General features: G+C 47.2%; 26 protein-coding genes and 2 pseudogenes. 16 read left to right on the top strand and 12 right to left on the bottom strand.

Annotation, left to right across the window (positions count from 1 at the left end; all coding sequences use genetic code 11):
• The first annotated feature begins 26 nt into the window (after positions 1-26).
• The 3 genes from N7V53_RS05800 to N7V53_RS05790 all read left to right on the top strand — a co-directional run bounded on the left by N7V53_RS05800 (position 27) and on the right by N7V53_RS05790 (position 1,558).
• On the top strand, positions 27-425 hold the full coding sequence (locus N7V53_RS05800; protein ID WP_279792610.1) for a hypothetical protein: 399 nt from the start codon (positions 27-29) through the stop codon (positions 423-425).
• 231 nt (positions 426-656) lie between these two features.
• On the top strand, positions 657-1,124 hold the full coding sequence (locus N7V53_RS05795; protein WP_279792608.1) for an SMI1/KNR4 family protein: 468 nt from the start codon (positions 657-659) through the stop codon (positions 1,122-1,124).
• A 176-nt stretch (positions 1,125-1,300) separates the two neighbouring features.
• The gene (locus N7V53_RS05790; protein ID WP_279792607.1) at positions 1,301-1,558 is read left to right on the top strand and encodes a hypothetical protein; all 258 of its coding nucleotides are present in this window, start codon (positions 1,301-1,303) and stop codon (positions 1,556-1,558) included.
• A gap of 34 nt (positions 1,559-1,592) precedes the next feature.
• On the opposite strand, the pseudogene N7V53_RS05785 reads toward N7V53_RS05790, so the two are convergent.
• A pseudogene (locus tag N7V53_RS05785) lies at positions 1,593-1,790 on the bottom strand (integrase core domain-containing protein); the annotation flags it as partial.
• A 362-nt stretch (positions 1,791-2,152) separates the two neighbouring features.
• Between N7V53_RS05785 and N7V53_RS05780 the strand changes: the two are divergent.
• Positions 2,153-2,449 carry an Imm70 family immunity protein gene (locus N7V53_RS05780; protein ID WP_279792605.1) on the top strand — a complete coding sequence of 99 codons (297 nt, stop codon included), beginning with the start codon at positions 2,153-2,155 and terminating at the stop codon, positions 2,447-2,449.
• Between the two features lie 503 nt (positions 2,450-2,952).
• On the top strand, positions 2,953-3,309 hold the full coding sequence (locus N7V53_RS05775; RefSeq protein WP_279792604.1) for a hypothetical protein: 357 nt from the start codon (positions 2,953-2,955) through the stop codon (positions 3,307-3,309).
• A 63-nt stretch (positions 3,310-3,372) separates the two neighbouring features.
• On the opposite strand, the pseudogene N7V53_RS05770 reads toward N7V53_RS05775, so the two are convergent.
• Positions 3,373-3,621, bottom strand: a pseudogene (locus N7V53_RS05770) (IS5/IS1182 family transposase); the annotation flags it as partial.
• A gap of 23 nt (positions 3,622-3,644) precedes the next feature.
• Between N7V53_RS05770 and N7V53_RS05765 the strand changes: the two are divergent.
• The 8 genes from N7V53_RS05765 (at position 3,645) to N7V53_RS05730 (ending at position 8,126) form a co-directional block, all read left to right on the top strand.
• Positions 3,645-4,133, top strand: a complete 489-nt coding sequence (locus N7V53_RS05765) for a hypothetical protein (protein WP_279792603.1) — start codon at positions 3,645-3,647, stop codon at positions 4,131-4,133.
• On the top strand, positions 4,133-4,399 hold the full coding sequence (locus N7V53_RS05760) for a hypothetical protein (RefSeq protein WP_279792602.1): 267 nt from the start codon (positions 4,133-4,135) through the stop codon (positions 4,397-4,399). Before N7V53_RS05765 ends, N7V53_RS05760 begins: the two co-directional genes overlap by 1 nt.
• Positions 4,400-4,621: 222 nt before the next feature.
• Positions 4,622-5,095 carry a hypothetical protein gene (locus N7V53_RS05755; RefSeq protein WP_279792601.1) on the top strand — a complete coding sequence of 158 codons (474 nt, stop codon included), beginning with the start codon at positions 4,622-4,624 and terminating at the stop codon, positions 5,093-5,095.
• A 135-nt stretch (positions 5,096-5,230) separates the two neighbouring features.
• Positions 5,231-5,587 (top strand): hypothetical protein, encoded by a 357-nt coding sequence (locus tag N7V53_RS05750; protein ID WP_279792600.1) that lies wholly within the window; start codon positions 5,231-5,233, stop codon positions 5,585-5,587.
• A gap of 376 nt (positions 5,588-5,963) precedes the next feature.
• Positions 5,964-6,104 carry a hypothetical protein gene (locus N7V53_RS05745; RefSeq protein ID WP_279792598.1) on the top strand — a complete coding sequence of 47 codons (141 nt, stop codon included), beginning with the start codon at positions 5,964-5,966 and terminating at the stop codon, positions 6,102-6,104.
• A 145-nt stretch (positions 6,105-6,249) separates the two neighbouring features.
• Positions 6,250-6,945: a hypothetical protein gene (locus tag N7V53_RS05740; protein ID WP_279792597.1), complete on the top strand. Its 696-nt coding sequence runs from the start codon at positions 6,250-6,252 to the stop codon at positions 6,943-6,945.
• Between the two features lie 312 nt (positions 6,946-7,257).
• Positions 7,258-7,641, top strand: coding sequence for a hypothetical protein (locus tag N7V53_RS05735; RefSeq protein WP_279792596.1), 384 nt, complete (start codon positions 7,258-7,260; stop codon positions 7,639-7,641).
• 77 nt (positions 7,642-7,718) lie between these two features.
• Positions 7,719-8,126 carry a hypothetical protein gene (locus N7V53_RS05730; protein ID WP_124969559.1) on the top strand — a complete coding sequence of 136 codons (408 nt, stop codon included), beginning with the start codon at positions 7,719-7,721 and terminating at the stop codon, positions 8,124-8,126.
• Positions 8,127-8,236: 110 nt separating this feature from the next.
• Here the strand turns inward: N7V53_RS05730 and N7V53_RS05725 are convergent, their stop codons facing one another.
• Both N7V53_RS05725 and N7V53_RS05720 read right to left on the bottom strand, forming a co-directional pair.
• Complete coding sequence (locus N7V53_RS05725; RefSeq protein ID WP_279792594.1) at positions 8,237-8,779, bottom strand: RNA 2'-phosphotransferase; 543 nt, start codon at positions 8,777-8,779, stop codon at positions 8,237-8,239.
• A gap of 65 nt (positions 8,780-8,844) precedes the next feature.
• Entirely contained in the window at positions 8,845-9,180 is a 336-nt protein-coding gene (locus tag N7V53_RS05720) for a hypothetical protein (RefSeq protein WP_279792593.1), read from the bottom strand.
• A gap of 228 nt (positions 9,181-9,408) precedes the next feature.
• Between N7V53_RS05720 and N7V53_RS05715 the strand changes: the two genes are divergently transcribed.
• Positions 9,409-9,678 (top strand): hypothetical protein, encoded by a 270-nt coding sequence (locus N7V53_RS05715; protein WP_263753161.1) that lies wholly within the window; start codon positions 9,409-9,411, stop codon positions 9,676-9,678.
• 33 nt (positions 9,679-9,711) lie between these two features.
• Here N7V53_RS05715 and N7V53_RS05710 read toward each other — a convergent pair whose 3' ends face one another.
• The gene (locus N7V53_RS05710; RefSeq protein ID WP_279792592.1) at positions 9,712-10,089 is read right to left on the bottom strand and encodes an Imm10 family immunity protein; all 378 of its coding nucleotides are present in this window, start codon (positions 10,087-10,089) and stop codon (positions 9,712-9,714) included.
• A 118-nt stretch (positions 10,090-10,207) separates the two neighbouring features.
• Between N7V53_RS05710 and N7V53_RS05705 the strand changes: the two genes are divergently transcribed.
• Positions 10,208-10,828, top strand: coding sequence for a histidine phosphatase family protein (locus N7V53_RS05705; protein ID WP_279792591.1), 621 nt, complete (start codon positions 10,208-10,210; stop codon positions 10,826-10,828).
• On the opposite strand, the gene N7V53_RS05700 is transcribed toward N7V53_RS05705, so the two are convergent.
• From N7V53_RS05700 to zinT, 7 genes are all read right to left on the bottom strand, one after another.
• Complete coding sequence (locus tag N7V53_RS05700) at positions 10,804-11,370, bottom strand: nucleotidyltransferase family protein (RefSeq protein WP_279792590.1); 567 nt, start codon at positions 11,368-11,370, stop codon at positions 10,804-10,806. The genes N7V53_RS05705 and N7V53_RS05700 overlap by 25 nt on opposite strands.
• Complete coding sequence (locus N7V53_RS05695) at positions 11,370-12,308, bottom strand: XdhC family protein (protein WP_279792589.1); 939 nt, start codon at positions 12,306-12,308, stop codon at positions 11,370-11,372. The genes N7V53_RS05700 and N7V53_RS05695 overlap by 1 nt, the downstream gene beginning before the upstream one ends.
• Before the next feature lie 9 nt (positions 12,309-12,317).
• Entirely contained in the window at positions 12,318-14,507 is a 2,190-nt protein-coding gene (gene paoC / locus N7V53_RS05690) for an aldehyde oxidoreductase molybdenum-binding subunit PaoC (RefSeq protein ID WP_279792737.1), read from the bottom strand.
• Positions 14,508-14,510: 3 nt separating this feature from the next.
• Positions 14,511-15,461: a xanthine dehydrogenase family protein subunit M gene (locus N7V53_RS05685; RefSeq protein WP_279792588.1), complete on the bottom strand. Its 951-nt coding sequence runs from the start codon at positions 15,459-15,461 to the stop codon at positions 14,511-14,513.
• Positions 15,458-16,012, bottom strand: coding sequence for an aldehyde dehydrogenase iron-sulfur subunit PaoA (gene paoA / locus N7V53_RS05680; RefSeq protein ID WP_279792587.1), 555 nt, complete (start codon positions 16,010-16,012; stop codon positions 15,458-15,460). The genes N7V53_RS05685 and paoA overlap by 4 nt, the downstream gene beginning before the upstream one ends.
• A 293-nt stretch (positions 16,013-16,305) precedes the next feature.
• Positions 16,306-16,977: a hypothetical protein gene (locus tag N7V53_RS05675; protein WP_023479008.1), complete on the bottom strand. Its 672-nt coding sequence runs from the start codon at positions 16,975-16,977 to the stop codon at positions 16,306-16,308.
• A gap of 332 nt (positions 16,978-17,309) precedes the next feature.
• Complete coding sequence (zinT, locus tag N7V53_RS05670; RefSeq protein WP_279792585.1) at positions 17,310-17,951, bottom strand: metal-binding protein ZinT; 642 nt, start codon at positions 17,949-17,951, stop codon at positions 17,310-17,312.
• A 332-nt stretch (positions 17,952-18,283) separates the two neighbouring features.
• Between zinT and N7V53_RS05665 the strand changes: the two genes are divergently transcribed.
• On the top strand, positions 18,284-18,457 hold the full coding sequence (locus tag N7V53_RS05665; RefSeq protein ID WP_023478999.1) for a general stress protein: 174 nt from the start codon (positions 18,284-18,286) through the stop codon (positions 18,455-18,457).
• Positions 18,458-18,833 lie beyond the last annotated feature (376 nt).

Here is an 18,833-nt window from a genome sequence, read left to right as displayed (position 1 = left end):
AGCTGAGGCAAGGGTGAGGCACTGAAATGAATAATATTTTTGATAAAGATGAAATTATCCGATTTTTTCTACTTCAGATTGAGCTGGTTAAAGCCTTATTTAAAGCTTATCCAATGGCAAAAGACATTGAGTGGTTATTAGATTTTCCCAAAAATGGATATGTCCATATTAATGAGGTTATATGGAGTTTTTCCAAACATGGAAAGGGAATCAGGTTCTTTATGGAAGGATCACACATTGATAAAGTGGTTGATGTACATAATAATATAAGTTGTCCTGAATTGGCTGATACATGGCGATTACTTCAGTACTTTTCGCTTGATAATGAAAACCAGCTTGAGGTGCTTTTAAATAATATGGTTATCTCAGATGAATTAGAGAAAATATCGGATAAATTATACCGGTTAAAAGAAAACCCGGTCTGAATGGCCGGGATCGTGCTGTCAACCATCAGGCAAAATGCCCGTTCCCGCGCTTGTACACCGGCAGATCGCCGGTGTACAAGCGCCCCCGGAAAAACGTTAGAAAACACACAAACACCTATGAAACTGGTATATAAAATAATTCAGGAGGCAGGAAAAAATGAAAGTAAGTGATGAGAAGTTACGGCAAATTTTAGCGGGAAAAGAGAGCTAAAACTTATAGGAAATAGTCATTTGAAAAATATCACAGCTGCAGACGTTGTTGAACTGATCAATGCACACAGTGACATCGTGAATTTTGGCACTTCTGAGAATGCAGTAGATGACGATTGGATAAGAAAGGCAGAGAGTACTCTCGGAGTCAAGCTAACTCCATCGTATGTGTGGTTTTTGAAAAATTATACAGGTGGTGAGATTGGCGGAGAAGAAATATTTAGTATTTACGGAATTGAATTTGATCAAGTACGCGGGGGGGGAGATATTGTATATCAATATCTAAATGATTTTAAAAGTGGATTGAATAAAAGTTATCAACTCGTTGTTAGTCAAACTGATTTTGGCGAAACATTCTATTTTGATTATTCAAAAATTGATGGGCAAGAGTGCCCTTTGTATCTCAAATTACCTTCTGGAGAGGAGGTTTTTTATGCAAAAGATTTTTATGAGTTTTTATTTAAACGCGTTCTGGCAAATTGTGATTGAGAGCAGGTACAGATAAATTTCCGGCCAGAGAAATCGCTGTTGATTGGTGATAGAAGAACATAAGTAGTATCGCCAACATTCAGACTGAATAGTCGGATGCCATCTAACGTTTGCTGTGTTGCAGCGAAAAGGGAGGTTAGACAGTAAGTAAACCGATATTAATTGCTGAAAGTTGTATGATCTTATTGGCAGTGATGTACAGCGATTATCACCGCGGCTACTACTTCGGTCAGTGGACTAGCATGGGAAATTTTAACGCTGCGCTTGCAAAGGATGCGGTGTCGTATATCGCCAATGAAATCGGTGAAAATAACATCATTGCAGGGATTATGCAGCATATCTTAGTCAACGTCGTGCTGGCAAAAATGCACGTAAAAATTTCTCTTATCAACATGTTATCAACGTCTGCATTTGGCACGGAGCGGCCAAGCTAACTGAACCTGACTTACCCCCAGTATTAAATAATAGTCAGTTAGTAATGCTGGTTTGTTTACCTTCTTTTTTTATTCGCCAGCCCGCTGTAAACTCCGCTGGTGTCAGATAATTCAGTTAGGAATGAGGCCGACATAAGTTATAGTTCTTCCGTCGGTCATTAGTGACTTTCCTGGCATGGGGGAGATCGCTGAACTAATGTTCATCCAGGCATTCATCCCTAAATCGGCAGCTACAATAATTGATACAAGCCATTATTTAATGGGCCGGTGATGGATGGCGCGAAAAAGTTAGGTGCAAAAGTAAACAGGTTTTTTATAATACGAAAGTTGGGGCTCACTCCGATTGATGTCAGGGGAATGTTTGCAGTGTTGAAGTGAAAAAATAATATTGCGACTAATACAAATGGGTTGTTTTATATAGCACTAAACAGGCTAATGAGCGACTGAAAACTTACCTAAGGCATTGCAACAGCAAGCAGTTGTTGATATTCGCGGGCAGAGCGTTACGGCCGAAGAAAGAATGGAAGTTGTGAAAGGCATCGTAGATAAGTCAAACGTTGCAATTACATATTCCTCCATAAGGTTCAAAGCAAAATGAAAAATGTAGGAATACTTGCAGCAATGACACTGACCGAAGTTGGGTCAGCGTCTGATGTAAAACCTTTTTTTAATCTGGTAGTCTCTTTACTTGAAAACGGTATTAAAGGTAGTAAATATCCGTGGGTAACCGAGAAGCTATATAGTGGATCTTTAACTTATGATGAGGTTTATAAAATTAAATGTGAGTTGGATTCTGTTAGTGATAAATTTTCACGGTTTCCTCGCAACAATGTAGATCTACAGTCATTTGGCATGGATAAAAAATTCCCGATTGAATTTAAATGGAAATAATTTACATGCTATCTTTGACCGTTTATTTAAAGCCTTTGATGAAGCATTAGAATGCACAGAAGTTTACTATCAAGTTTTTAATGAGTATATACCTGTAAGAATTGGCTTCACCGACGCACCGTATTATATTGATGATGCTCTAGGCCCAAATGACCAGCCTTTTTGGTTACGCTGAAAATATAAATCCTCGCCGGCCGTAGGCGATCTCAAATCAGCGATTGCCGTTGGCGCTGCTCCTGATGCTCACTTTATTTCCAGAGTATCTTTTGAGGATCTTGCAGCCGCAACATCAAAAGGAAACCTGACTATCGTTACTATGAAACGGGATAGAGGTGCTCATGCTGTAGTTGTTGATGGCATTACAGTAAGGAATGATAAAATAGTTGTTGTGATACGTGATCCTGCTTTAGAAAGAAAATATTTTACACCCATTGATGAGTTTAAAATTAAAGTCATGGGGCAGGCGATAATTAAATCACCAAAAAGGTAATAAGGATGAATTTATGAATGAAAAATGGCGTTTACTATCGTTCCAGGAAGAGGTTATTGATGAGCTAGAGGGCTTCTTATTTATTTCTGCATTAGATGTTCCTGTTAAAGGGTATATAACAGATTCAAATGATATTAATAGCATTGATGGTTGTACTAAAATTATTTTATCAGAAAGTGATGTTCAGAAATTTTTTGAGCAGGATAAAACATTCGGATGCTTAGTTGGTAGTGAATACTTCTATTTTGCTATGCCTGTTAAATTGAAAGATGCTGTTGTGCTTCAGGGAAATAATGAATTTATGTTGAAAGGCAGTGGCGTATTAATTTTAATGGAAGATGGTCTGAAACAAGAAATATTTATTTCATAATGAAAATGGGGCTTCGTTGAATAATCAGATTCGCGGTAAACATTTCCGTAGTAAGAAGTGTTTTTAGGAAATAAGCAAGCTTTCTGGCATACCTGTGCTCGTCATCTTGTTCAACGCCCACACCATGGGAAAAGCATCTGCTACCTGACAGTCGTAGTGACGCATCGTCAGTGAGCCTCCGCACAGTTGTTGGACTCTGCACATCGCCGTTTCCGTTATCGCCCTACGGTTATATTCTGTTGTCCCCTTCCAGCACGCATTTCTCGCGCTCAGAAGCTGATTTGCAACGGCACGGTTACGGTCCGCATACTCGTCAGACCTATAGTGACGGAGCTATGAATGTTGGTCTCAGAACGCCGGCTACATTCGGTGGTATAACGGGTCAGAATATTACCCATAAAGCAGAGAATGCACTGACTAAGAAGCGGATAACTTATGAGTTTTATGCAAAGCCAGATAGTAATGAATTAAGGGCCGGAAGTACATTTAGTCAACCAGGCTATGGTGTCACGTATAAGACTACTGCGTCTGATAAAGGTCTGCAAAATGTCAGAATTCAAGACTTATTGGTTGATGGAGTTGGAAAATTTGATCTTTATACACCTCTCTCCACTAAACCTAAAAGCATAATAAATACCATTGAGAAGAAAGATAGTCAGACATCATCTGTTATCACACAGATAGATCTAACTGGCGAGAAAATTAGTTGTATTGCTTCCAAGGCTTGGAGTAAGCCAAATATTAACAACATTAACACTCTGTTTTTCCAATGTTGCACAGATAAAGTGTATCGATTTGAACGTCCAAAAGCAGGAGGTAACTAATGTCAAAATTATCTTGCAGATGTGGGTATGTTATGGTTGCCAGAACAATGGAAGAAAGTTTTTTATATGAGGTTGTCCCACAAAAAATTATTATTGAAATATTAAATAATTGGGATGAAAAAGGCAGCAAGTTTACAAGTGACGATTTTTTTGATTGTTATAACAAATTTAGGCGAGACGTTTACAAGTGCCCTTCCTGCAGAAGAGTCATCATTGAAGACGAACCTGGATCTAATAAATTTAGCATCTATACAGATGAGCCCTAATTAATTTTTTTGTTGAGAATAACTTCCTTGGAACAGAAGAAAATCATTTGCATGCTGTACAAAACATGGTGCGGATGTTCTCTCCTGTAATGATGCTCTGACCTGTTTCCCGTGAAAGAACACAGCTAAGTGATAAGATGACAACTACTCCGCGTCAGAGCCAGAGACAATCTGAAAGTGATGTGGGGGAAAGAACTCTTTAGAAACACAGGATGAAATATCATGATAAAAAAATCTCTAATTGACGAACCTCATGACCTTGTACGATATGATGCCTGGGAAGCTCAATGGGAGGAACCTGAGACATTAGGATTGCATGAGTATATAAGTGAAAAATGCCATCCGGAGGATGTTTTAATTTACTCACGTCTTTTTTTTCCTGAGTTCATCGTGGTTGATAACTGTGTCTTACTTTATGAAAGATACGAGGAAAACAACTTTCGGGAATGGAAACTAAAACTCCCTCAGAAAAATTCAGCTGTAGAGAAAATGTTAAACCACACTCATGTTTACGACCTCTTTGGGAGTATAGCTGATAATGTGTCAGACTCAGTTTTCAACCAATTATGTACCGTAATGAAATGCTCATGGAGAATGACGTTGAAAGAGGTCTTCCCTGAAAAGGAATTTATTATAGAGTCATCAAATGATGACGCTGAATATGGACCAACTCTTACTTTTTATCAAAAAGATTAATATATAGAGGGGGTAAATAATGGGTGGGTGTTCAGTTTTTATGCTTGTCTTTCGATAATTACCTTGCTTTCGTTAACCTGATGCAGTTCTATTACAGCAGCAAAAAGAATAAAATTTTTATTGTGAGGTAATTCCATGGGGGCAGTTATAATTTTCAGTCAGGATAATACTGCAGAGAAAATTGAGGATAAATTTAAATCTACATATGTCAATAGCAGGTATTGGGATGCATTCGGCGATCTTCTGGATGCGATTTTTTTGCCGGGCTACTCTAAATTACATGAGATGGTTAAATGTGAGGAAGGCGAGTATTTGAAGTTCTATTCATTTGCTGAACTTAGCAAGCAGGATTTTAACTTGGCTATCAGGTTAATTAGAGAATATATTTCAGAGCAAAAAAATCCAACAGAATGGCAGAGGATGGCTCAGATTGTTTGGAAAGAGATTGCTGAGCCTTATATTGTTCAGGACGACCGTTATGAACGAAGGTAATTTAATTTTTAGCCGAGTGCTATTTTTGAGAGTAATACAATGAGCGACATCATAAAGGCTGTAAGCATGTTATCGACCGTCAGGCTTACTCAGGCCCATTAGCGCAACTGTACATTGGAGGATCTCCGGGGGTGCATCATTTCTAATATATATTGTAAAAAAAACGGCGTGTTCGGGTGAGATAAATATTATTTTTGGTGTTCCTTATTGATTTACAATGTGGATAGAACTCACTTCTTAATGGTGTGAAATTTATAAGAATAATTGGTTTTATTTGCTCGTAAATTAGAATGTTTATCCTGATGATGTATGCGATTTTCACTGGATCACTAATAAGAAAATAGTGCTCATTCATGAGCAACTCCCTGAGTTACCAGTGCACGATTTAGATATTTATCTTGATATCTTAAATGATGCTATTTTGTCCTGGGTTGATGATGATAAGCATGAACCTGAAGTGTGCTTTAGCTTATCCGATAAAGGAAAAATTGAAAATATCACTATAGCTACAAAATAAAATAACAAGACACAGATTATTTGAGCGTTATGTTGACGAAAGATCGAAGAGCGTGGGAACTTTACTGGGTTTCCATAGACTGATGGGAAACCGATAAATAACTCAACAGTTACTGAATATAAATTTAAAAAAAAGGTGTCAGTAAATGATTAAGTATAATTTAAAAATAACCGATTGCTATCCCCAAGTAATTTGCTTGGATAATAACATTGGTTTGAAATCATATTTTTCAATTTTAGATATTATTAATAAAAAAGAAAACTCATCTATTTTGTTGAACGATATGGTTATAAATATTGATGATGAATCATGGTATGGCGTAATAACTAAAAAAAATAGCAATAGTATTGTGACTAGAGCTTTGAATAGCTTGGATGTTAATGATTTAGATATTTTTACTTTAATGATGCAACGAGCAGAGTTAACGATTTCAGGAATTAAATGTGTGTATATTAAGTTATCGACTCACACCGATGACTATTATCACTCCATAGGGAATGAATTTTGTGTTGGAGATAAGCACATATGGCTTGCTGGCTACTGCTCTGATTTCGAAAATACAACAATTAATACAATGCTAGTTTTTGATGGGGAAATTCATTTGAATTTCCATGAATCAGATATAGTTATTGAGTCGATTAATTTCAATAGCTATATTAATTTTGATAATGTAAATGACTTTAATAAAGCTAATGATTCTTTTATATCTTTGAAAAAAATAAGAATAGAAGATTTAGGTTTTAATAATATAAAATCTGAGCTCTTAGAGTTTAATAATAATATTAAATATTTCGATTATAGAGAAACTGGAAATGTTGCGCTCAAAAATTATAATGTTTAATAGTTGACAGTAATTATTAAAGCAAATTTAGGATAGCTTTAACTTACAGAGCTAAGATAAAATCATGAAAAAAAGAATGAATTACAAGAAATTTCTCGCAAAACAGTACCGTGCAGGTAATTTTATTCTCTGAGCTCGTTAGTGTCCCTCAATAAGTGACAGTTGATTGGGAGGTTGCACTGGATTATATTGACCCTAATGAGTGATAATTGGCAAGCTGATCTGGTTTCGTAAATTATCCTGGCGCAACCACAGAGCGTACACTGTGAATTAAAAATTTATTCTACTTCTTACAAGTCATCATTAACGCGCATGCAAAAATTAAAGTGGTTAGAAGCAACAAAAAAATATTTTTATCAAAATGAAGGTAGGGACTTATATGATATTGTTTATTTGGTTTTATCACTGAATAAAATGAGCTATATCGCCTTTTTGAAAAGAGCTAGCGAAGGATATGGATGCTCCCCATCAGAAGGATGCGGTTATGCGCTAGATCAAGACTGGGATATTCCTGAAGATTTTAACGAAGTCAGCTTTATGTTTGGGGACTATGAAAGTTCAGCAATTTCTCCTCAAAAATTTGTTGAGTTAATGTCTTTTCTTTCTCGAAGTTATATCAAGGAGTACCAGGATGATGAAGGGTTAGTAATGATTTATTTAACCAGGCTTCACGAGCGTTATCAGCCGTTTTGCTAAAAGTAGCGATCCAGGCATTAGTGGTAATAAACGCTAAATATATTCCTTTAAAGCAAAAGCAGATAAATAGCGATAGTATGACTAAATTTTTAGATGAGCTTGAAAAGAATTGTGGCGCTAAGATTGAGCGAAGTGATGCGCGTGTTGTTCCCGGCACAGAAAAAGTTGATGGTTTAGAAATCGTCTATTTCTCTGATGATGGGAAAAGTAAATTTAGCAAACAGTTCGATAACCTCACTGCCTCTGTATCACCAAGAAGTGCTAAGAGTGGAGGCAGAAATGATCGAGGCTGTTCTATCACTATACCTGAAGGCCTCACTTTCTATGCAATAGGCTATCATGGCGATCTGGAAGGCTGGCGTAAAGATATCGAAACTGGCGCGCATGGGCTTGGCCTGTTGCTCGCCCATATTGAAAATGATCGGTTTGTGATCTCTGATGGACGTTCTTTCGCATTATCTGAATGTGTGATCAAATTTACGTAGTTTTTGTCGGGTTGGTTTTCATCTCTTTGCATTTGGAATTACTCAGGTGAAAATCGGCTCGCCTTGACGCAACCCGTCATAAAGATGATCAGGATGACGATGAGTAGCCGTCACTCCTGAATATACTCACAGGGCACATGCTCCGTTAACCAAACCCCATTATCCGCCTGATAAAATTTAAAGCCCTTCTCATACATATCCACGGCTTTTATTTTTAATAACACGGGCTTTCCATAACGTTGACCGACCTGAATTGCCGTATCTTCATCAGAGGAGAGATGTACATACTGACGTGACAAAGGCAGAAGGCCTTGCTCTCTGATTTGAGCGATAAAACGAGTTGCAGTACCGTGATACAAAATATCTGGAGGTGTTTTCTCTGCGTAAGTGATATTGACCTGTTGAGTGGAGTGCCCCTGAGCTGCGCGAATGCGTAAGCCATCTTCTGAAATCGTGAAGCGTTTCTTTTCGCTGCTTTCAACAACGTTGAAAATAAGATCTTTATCGAGTGCATAGCCTTTATTACCAGCACGCAGAATAAGGTCGTCTATAACCGCCCAGCCCTCTTTATCCAGAGTTAGCTCAATGGCTTCTGGTTCATGGCGCAAGACATAACTTAAGAATTTACTGGTGTCGGTACTCTTTTTGCTCATAACTTACTCTCAAATAATCCCTGCCGTTAAACCAGAAGGCCACTGCTGCAAAGCTCATAATTTTATTATGACCGCTGTTTGTCGCTCATTATGTCGCGGCATTTCTGCTGGTTTTCTTTGATCGCTGCCTGCTGCTGCGCGCTGAGCGACGTCCAGGTATCGATCATCCGTTCGCCCAGCGCGGAGATGTAGTGATTTTTACGTAACGCGTAATCAGAATTGCCACCCTCGACAATGTTTTCCATATCACGGGCAAAATTCTGCGGATCGTCATGATCGATGGTGCAGAACACCGCGCGGTAATAGCTCTCCTCCTCTTCGGAGTAGTGGGGCGTAAGCCAGTAGGCGACAGCGCCAACCAGCGCGAGCAGAGGAATGATAAAGCGTAAGTTTTTTAACATTGTTGAATTCAGCAAGAAAAATTGAGGGAGTAGTGTAGCTGAGGCGAAAAGAGAATGTAAAAACGAAGGCCAAACAAAAGCACCACATGCGAAATGCTCTCTCGCCGCAGCAGAGGCATCCCCGGGCACGAAATAATTTATTCCCACTCCCTCAGCTAAAAACCGTCATAGCCACTGGTCACAAAGCCGTGTAGCTTACGCAAAACTTCTTCTGCTCAGGACGCAGTATTGATCACTCAAGCTGAAGCCATCGAGATCGCCAGAGCCTATGCCGCGCAGAGCCGACGCGGGTGGGATGAGCACGCTCATCACGCTACGGTCATCACCTTATACGGCGAGCCGGTGTGGATGATCGCTACCACTGATGTCGAATACTCCACGGAGCTTCCGTGGCTGATGACCCATCTGCCAAACCCCCGCTATTACTACATCAGCATGGTCGAGGCGAAATGCATCGCGGTGGGCCACCGGGTGAATCAGTATCAGCGCGTACGCTGAGCCTTGGCTGTTTGGCACATTTACACCACAGCATTATTTAAGTTGCAGCCTCACTTTGCTGCCTGCAAATAACGTCAGCAAGGCGGCTTGCAACTCCCCGCTGTTTTGAACAGCAGAAATCTTCGCGCAATACTCCCTGCAGCCTGCCTGCTGCGCCGCAGTCTCGTTCAGCCGAATCGTCAATGTATCCACGCTTAGCGTAACGGCTTCTATTGCCGCCGCCAGTTCATAGGCGGTGTCGTCGCTCTGAAACCCGATGCACTCATCAATAGCAAGATCATCTTCATCAAATCTCCCAATGATAAAAAAATGCTGCGGGTCGTGTGCATCGTCTCCTACGCCAAGGGTTAGCACCTCATCTTCGTTGGCGACATTCGCGCAAACTGCATTAAACGCTTTTATCTCAACCATCTCTTACCCATCTTCGCCGTTATTTTTTCGCTTGTATTCCCGCCACATGATAGCCACTCTTCTTCCATTCATACCCATTATAAATTTCCCGCGAATATACGGGCGAGGAGCAGGACAGATGAAAGTTATTCTCGTACGCCACGCACAAACGCAGTGGAACCGCGCGGGCATGATTCAGGGCCAGCAGGACAGCCCAATCACCAAACGCGGCGAGCGGGAAACGGCGGCATTACTCGCTGCATTAAAAGATGAAGGTTACGCCGCAGAGTCTGTCTTTAGCTCGCCGCTCGCGCGGGCGCGCAGCATGGGTGAACAACTCGCCGCGCTTTTTCAGGCCCCGCTGGCGATTGATGCCGCGCTGATGGAGCAGTCATTCGGGCGCTACGAGGGGCTTTCCACGCAGGATTTGCGGGCTGAATGTCCCGCTGAAGCAGATGCGTTATTCGCACACGATGCCGCGTTCTGCCCGCCAGGCGGCGAATCGCTGGCGCAGGCGGTGCAGCGCATGCTGGCGTTTTTACAGCTTCAGCACACTCGCGCGGCGCATAAAACCCTCTGCGTTGTCTGCCATGGGCACGTCACTCAGGGTTTGCTGGCGCTGCTGAAGGAAGGGAGCCTTGAGAACTTCGCCCGCTATGCGCAGCCCAATGCCAGCTACGCGGTGTTAGAGATGGCGGAAGGGAAATGCAGGGTGCTGCGCTGGGGCGTGGCGACTCACTTACGCACGCTGGATGCGTAAATATCGTAGTTACGTTCCGCCCGCCGCAAATCTTCCAGCGTATCAATATCCTGAATAATTCCCGCATCTGTCAGCGGCAGATCCAGCACCTCGCCGCGCGCTCTTGCCTGCTGCACAATGCTTTTCGCGCCGTTATCGCCAGTTAATGCCCGTAGGGCAGGAAAGTAGCAGCGGGAAAAGGCCACCGGATGACCCTGGCGCTGCTGATGCCACGGCATCACCAGCGGTTTTTCACCTAACCCTTCGGCGACATGCAGTAACGATTCTGGTGCGATCAGCGGCAGGTCGGCGGGCAGAATCAGCCAGCCGGATGCAGTCGAAGTGGCGTTAACGCCCAGTGAGATAGAGTCGCCCATCCCGCCCGTGCCGCCCACAGGGCGAACCAGATGCCAGGCGAGACCAGCACGCTCTACTGCATGGATAACGTGCTCTAATATCGTGCGCTCGCCGAGCAGCGTATCAAGTTTATGGTGTTGCGCGCCGGAGGCGAGAAAGCGCTCGCCGCGGCCTGCGGCAAGAATAATTACCACTGGATCAGCCATCAGCTTTCGTCCGCTGCAAGCTGCGCGGCGGCGACATCCGCCAGCACCGACAGCGCCAGCGAACGCGCATCGCGCGCTTTCGGGAAAATGCCAATCGGCGCTTTGATGCGCGCAATGTCAGAGGGCGCAAAGCCAATCTCACTGAGCTTCTGCGTGCGTTTTTGATGGGTGCGATAGCTGCCGAGCGCGCCGATGTAGAAAGGCTGCGCGCGGAGCGCCGCCTGCAACACCGGCAGTTCCCGGTGCAGATCGTGCGACAGCAGGATCACCGCCGTCTGCGTATCGATCTGTGCGCCATCCGTTAGCGTCTCGACAAGCTGCACGTCGTAGCCAGAGGCGCGGGCGAGGCTGGCGGTGGCCTGCGCTTCAATCGAGCGGCCAAACACCATAACCCGCACACGCGGGCGGTAGGCGACGGTAAAGACCTCCTCATCCCAGCCGCTTTCGGTCACACCCGTCACGCACTCAAGCTGCTCACGAGCCGGATGGTAGCGCAGCGCGGCGGGCTGGCGCTGCGCAAGCAGGTTCAGCACCGCCAGCAGCGGTTGCGCGCTGCGCAGGCGATGAATATGCAGCGTGATGCCACCGCCGCAGGGGAGCACAATGTCGAACCACGGCGAACCCTCGCCGTAGCGCACCACGCGATCTTCAACGCAGGCGATTGCCGCCATTGCTTCAAAGGCGGCGGCAGACTCCACGCAGCCGCCGGAGACGAAGCCGCAATAGCCGCCATCTTCGCGTACCACCATCTGCGCGCCCGCCGCTCGTGCTGCGCCGCCGCGAATGGCGGTCAGCGTCACCAGCGCTGTCTCCATGCCTGCGCCGAGCGCATCGACGGCGAAGCGCAAAATATCTTCGCTGTCATCGGTGAGCAGCGCCTGCTGCGGCGTCAGCAGCGCTTCATCTGCCGTGTCGGAAGCCAGAGTGGTCTGCTGCATAACGTCTCCTCAGGCAATATCCGGCAAGGCGTCGAGCAGCTTATCGAGCGTAACCGGGTAATCCCGCACCCGCACGCCGGTCGCGTTGTAGATCGCATTGGCAATTGCCGCGCTGACGCCGCACAGCCCCAGTTCGCCCACGCCTTTGGCCTTCATCGGCGAGGAGATGGGATCGGTGTCGTCGAGGAAGATCACCTCCTGCTCAGGCACGTCGGCATGCACCGGCACCTCATAGGTCGCCATATCGTGATTGACGAAGTAACCCTGGCGCGTATCGACCGCCAGCTCCTCCATCAATGCACCGCCCAGCCCCATCGTCATCGCGCCAATCACCTGGCTGCGCGCGGTTTTCGGGTTGAGGATGCGCCCGGCGGCACACACCGCCAGCATACGGCGCACGCGCACTTCGCCGGTTGCCGCATCGACGGCGACCTCAACAAAGTGTCCGGCGAAGGTCGATTGCTGATACTGCTCATCCAGATCGCCAAACTCAATGGTATCTTCCGCGCTGAGCGCGCCCGCGGCTTTTAGCGGTGCGCTGCGATCGCCCACGCTTACCGTCTCATCAGCGAACACCGCCGAAGCGGCATCAAAGCCCAGTTTTTTGGCGATGGTTTCACGCAGCTTGACGCAGGCAGCGTAAACGCCAGCGGTAGAGGTGTTGGCACCCCATTGCCCGCCGGAGCCGGCAGAGACCGGGAGGCTGGAGTCGCCAAGGCGCACTTCAACGTGGGAGAGCGGCACGCCGAGCATCTCGGCGGCGGTCTGGGCAATAATGGTGTAACTGCCGGTGCCGATATCGGTCATATCCGTCTCTACCGTTACCCGGCCAGCGTCGTCGAGGTGCACGCGCGCGCCGGACGGGGCGAGCAGGTTGTTACGAAAGCCCGCCGCGACGCCGTAGCCCACCAGCCACTCTCCGTCCCGCGTCTGGCCTGGCGTGGCATTGCGCTGCGACCAGCCAAAACGATCCGCGCCGGTGCGCAGGCACTCCACCAGCTGGCGGCGTGAGAAGGGGCGCTGTGGATCCTTCGGGTCAACCTGCGTGTCGTTGAGAATGCGAAACTCAACCGGATCGATCCCGGCTCGCTCTGCCATCTCATCAATGGCAATCTCCAGCGCCATCATGCCGGGCGCTTCACCCGGCGCGCGCATGGCGTTGCCCTCGGGTAAATCGAGGGTTGCCAGCCGTAAACCGGTATGGCGATTAGCCCCCGCGTAGAGCAGCTCGGTCTGGTTTACCGCCGTCTCCGGCGTGCCGTCCGGTAGGTTGCCGGACCAGCTGTCGTGCGCAATGGCGGTGATTTTCCCCTGCCGATCGGTGCCGATACGAATGTGCTGAATGGTTGCAGGACGATGGGTGGTGTTATTGGGGATCATCGGGCGCGGCAGCATCACTTTCACCGGGCGCTGCAAGGCGCGAGCGGCGAGGGCGGCCAGCAGCGCATCGCTGCGCAGGAAGAGTTTGCCGCCAAAGCCACCGCCGATGTAGGGCGAGATGATGCGCACGTTCTCTTCCGGCAGATTGAGGGTGGTAGCCAGATCGGTCCGGCACCAGGCGACCATCTGGTTGGAAGTCCAGACCGTCACCTTATCCCCTTCCCAGACGGCCATCGAGGCGTGCGGCTCCATCGCCATATGGCTCTGATCCGGCGTGGTGTAGATGGCGTCGAGTTTTACCTCGGCGCTTGCCCAGGCAGCGTCAAAATCGCCGCTATTTTTGTCCGGCGCGCTCTCCGGCGCGCTGTTGACCGCCGGTTTCTCCGCCGCCAGATCGTAGGCACCGCTTTCGCGCTGGTAAGTGACGTCCACCAGCCCGGCGGCAGCGCGCGCCTGCTCAAAAGTTTCAGCCACCACCAGCGCAACGGCCTGGTGATAGTGCTCAATCTGCGGGCCGCCAAGCAGCGTGGCGGCATTGCGTTCGCCTTTGCCCAGCGGGCCGGCGTTATCGGCGGTAATAATCGACAGCACGCCCGGCGCGTTGCCTGCCGCATCACAGTTAATCTCGCTGATTTTGCCTTTGGCAATGCCCGCGCTGACGATGTAGCCATAGGCGACATTGGGCAGCACATCATGCCACTCGTAAGCGTAGTGGGCGCGGCCGCTCACTTTTAGCGGGCCATCGATGCGGTCATGAGGCTGACCGACCACTTTCAGTTGATCGATCGGGTTTTCGCCTGCCGGTTTCTCAAATTTCATCATTTACGCCCTCGCTTCTGACAACACCGAGGCGAGCGTGCGCTTCGCCAGCGTCAATTTAAATGCATTCTCAGCCGTAGGCTGCGCGGTGGCAAAGAGTTTGTCATACACCGCCTGCGCCCCGTGCGGCAGTGCCGCATCCGCTTCGGCAAGCCGCCACGGTTTATGGGCAACGCCGCCGATAGCCACGCGCCCGCTGCCGTCCGGGTGGACAATTGCCGCCACGGAGACCAGCGCAAACGCGTAGGAAGCGCGGTCGCGCACTTTACGGTAGATATGCGTGCCGCCCGCGGGCGGCGGCAGGGTGACGGCGACAATCAGTTCGCCGGGCTGCAACACCGTCTCCAGATGCGGCGTGTCGCCGGGGGCGCGATAAAATTCCGCCAGCGGGATCTGGCGTTCGCGACCGTCCGGGTTGACGGTCTCAACAATTGCATCAAGCAGCTGCATGGCAACCGCCATATCGCTTGGATGAGTGGCAATGCAGGATTCGCTGGCACCGACCACCGCAAGCTGACGGCTGTAGCCGCCCAGCGCCGCGCAGCCGCTGCCCGGCTGGCGTTTGTTGCAGGGCTGATTGGTGTCGTAAAAATAGGGGCAGCGCGTGCGTTGCAACAGGTTGCCTGCGGTCGTCGCCTGGTTACGCAACTGGCCAGAAGCCCCGGCGAGCAGGGCGCGGGAGAGCACGGCATAATCGCGGCGCACGCGCCCATCGGCGGCGAGATCGGTGTTGCGCACCAGCGCGCCAATGCGCAGGCCGCCTTCAGCGGTCGCTTCAATGCTATCCAGCGCCAGGCCATTGACATCAATCAGATGGGTCGGCGTCTCAATTTCCAGCTTCATCAAATCAAGCAGGTTAGTGCCGCCCGCGATAAATTTCGCGCCCTCTGTGCGCTGCGCGCTGGCAGCCGCTTCGGCAGGGGTGGTGACCCGCTGATAGGTAAAGGTCTTCATGATTTCTCCCCGGCGGTCTCTTCAATCGCTGCCAGCATGTTGGCGTAGGCGCCGCAGCGGCAGAGGTTGCCGCTCATGCGTTCACGGATCTCATCTGCCGTCATCTGGGGCGGGGAGACGAGATCGAGGGTCAAATGGCTTGGGATCCCTTGCTCAATCTCTTTCAGCATGGCGACGGAGGAGCAGATCTGCCCCGGCGTGCAGTAACCGCACTGGTAGCCATCATGTTTGACAAAGGCCGCCTGCATCGGATGGAGATCGTCCGGCGAACCGAGGCCCTCAATGGTGGTGACGTCGGCATCCTGCTGCATTACCGCGAGGGTGAGGCATGAGTTAATGCGTCGCCCGTTAACGATCACCGTGCAGGCGCCGCACTGGCCGTGGTCGCACCCTTTCTTGGTGCCGGTGAGATGTAAACTTTCACGCAGCGCATCCAGCAGCGTGGTACGGGTATCAACCTCAAGCTGTCGGCGCTCGCCGTTAACAGTTAAGGACAGCGGGATCATTTCCGGGGCGCGGTGCGCGTCCGGGTTGTTGCCGTGGTTGCTCATACCAGGCCTCCAGTCATCAATGCGGGTGAATAAAAAAGGGGTGTGCTTATAACGGCGTTATCGTTTTTTTAAGCCTTAAGCATAGACGGCACTCTGGAGAGGATTACTCCTAAATCATCGGCGCGGGAAAAATGGGGGGAGAGCAGGATCGTAAAGTGAGTTCATAGTGGGCAGCGAAGAGCACCATAGCTGACTGAAATCTATCATTAAAATGTTATACCGATTACCTTGAATCCTGTTGATAAGGTATCCAGCCAGCAAATAGAAGTATTATACGTAAAGGACAGGAGAGATTATTTATAGTCGCTCCATTTTTTTCGGTCATTGACTATTTCCGTAATGTTACCGTTTTGTATTATTGATTGAACAATATCATCTTCCCAAGGCGCTAAAACTAATTTCCCCTCCAGCCAAAAGAATATATGGTTTTTAACATTCTCGCTCATCCTGTTACGGTAAATCCACCGTAGCTCAGCGCCAGTAATCGCTCTGTTTTTGGGTTTTCCGCCGGAGGCGGGCGCATCGGCGTTTTTACCTTTATGTTGTTTGTTTATGACATTCCCTATATTCAAATCGTCCAGTACAAAATGGACATTTCTACCCGAATTAACCGCCCACATAAGGCCAGCCTTGGCCTTTCTGCGGATATCTTGATTGTTTCCTGAGGAATCAAGTGCACTCTTATATTTCTGGTTGCCCCGTAAAAATCCACGAAACTCCTGCTCAAACTGTGCGTAACGCTGATTAGTAAAGGGGTCACTTTTCAGGATCTTTAGCTCATCAATGGTTAACGTTTTGGATTTAAAGGGTTCTTTGTGTTCGGTGTACCATCTGCGCCCCAATTCTGAATGAACGCCATATATTAAATCTCCGGGCCGAACAGGGTTATTATCAGCATCCTGCTCAGTATCGTTGGCATTCGCTGAGGACGTGGCGGTGTTTTTCTTCTTGCCAAATATACGCATATCTCCCCCTTTGTTTGACGGACGGTAGTGTTAAGCGTCAGCGAGATAAAAATGTGATAGATGGTTAATACTGATTTATTAGAGCAATAATGGGGAGTTGTAACCCGAAAAAGATTTCATTTAAGAATATTCATCAGTTTTTTTAAAGAAGAAGAACGACTCTGCTGGTTTGTTAGCATTTTATCTTGGGGCTAAGGTTTGATGGGGAATTTTATAAAAGCGGCTCGAAGGGTAACTTCAAAGCCGCTATGCATAAGTAATATCCTAATTTAATAATTGCCTATGGTGGGCAATAGCCGCGTTACGCAATCTATCGAAGCTATTATATTCATTTAATGATGCAGCATCTCGTCGACGATCTGCGCTTTAGTCATATTGTAGGGGTAGTAAGTTGGCCAGTTATCCATCTCTTTCAGCAAGGCTTCCTGGGATTCACTGCCCATGAAAATGTGGAAATGCTGGGACTGGCGCGGCGCGATGGTGTGATCGCTGAACTGCACATACTTCGGCGCTTTGGAGCTGGCGTCTTTACACTCAAACAGATAGCGCACGCCCTTTTTGCCGGAAGCGTAGGTCAGGATCTTGTAGCCAGCATAATCATAGCGGCAGCTGTTGACGGTTTTGCCGGTGTGAAACTCCATCACGTTGTTTTCAATGCCGATCGTATCGACATCGGTGGCGTAACCCTTTTTGTAATAGTCGCGGTACTCCTCCACCGTTTTATCGCCGTGCTGCGCCTTTTTCTTCAGCACCGGATCGAGATCGCCGCTCAGCAGATAAGGGTTAATGGATTGCCAGACGCCATCCCAGTCGGAGAGCGGGCGATCTTTCACATCTTTATCATCAATAATCCCTTCGCTCGCTTTACGCTCCACTTCCGTCAGCGATTTGCCGTGGTGGTGCCCATGGGCAAAGCCCTGCGTGCTCATCAGCAGCGCGCCCATTGCCAAAGCAAAAGCCGTTTTCTTCATCATCGGTATCACTCCCTGGTTACGTTTGTCATAAATTGAAATGTTATATTATAACAAAAGCAAATTCCAGCCCCGGCAGAGCCGCTCGCGGCAGGCTGTGTGATTAGTACACTAAACGCAGCCGTAAAATAAATTTGGCCTCCCGCTGCGCTATTTTTTGTCGACTAACCAGTGGGATAGGACAAATAAAAAATAGGCATGACATAAACTCGATATTAATTAACGGCTGCGCTTTGACATAAATTATGTTTATAGCCAAACTTAATCATGAAAGGCGATTGATATGACGCTGATGTCATATTGATTATATTTGAAACGACAGATGGAGAAATAACATGGCCGAGCATAGAGGCGGTTCCGGTAATTTCGCTGAAGATCGTGAAAAAGCCTCAGAAGCAGGGCGTAAAGGCGGACAGCAGAGCGGTGGGAACTTCAAAAACGACCCAGAGCGCGCGTCCGAAGCCGGTAAAAAAGGCGGACAGAATAGCAACAGCAGCAATAAAAAATAGTGGTGCCGTTGCTGTTTTAACCTGAAGTTTAAAATCTAATTTTAAACGATAGCGAGTCGGAAACGGCTCGCTTAATTATTTGTAGGGTTGCTGAAATTTCAAAATAAATAAAATTAATTTTCCTGATTAATTATTTTCTGAGCTATTGCAGGCAAAAAAAATCCCTCAGGTACAGGAAATCCGATCTGCGCCTGAGGGTATGCAAATGCATCTTCGTTACTAACAATGAGTTGGCAAGCTATGCACAATTGGGCAACAGCATAAGCTGCTAAAACCCGCATTTGTAATGAAATTTTACGCTGCTCACGAATAAATTATTTCATGAATAAATATTTGAAAATACGCCGTTTTTAGCTATGTAGGCGGCTTTTCGAAC

This window comes from Kosakonia sp. HypNH10 (assembly GCF_029850615.1).
GTDB classification, from domain to species: domain Bacteria; phylum Pseudomonadota; class Gammaproteobacteria; order Enterobacterales; family Enterobacteriaceae; genus Kosakonia; species Kosakonia cowanii.
Note: the sequence above shows the minus strand (reverse complement) of the source record. Positions and strands in the feature narration are given on the sequence as shown.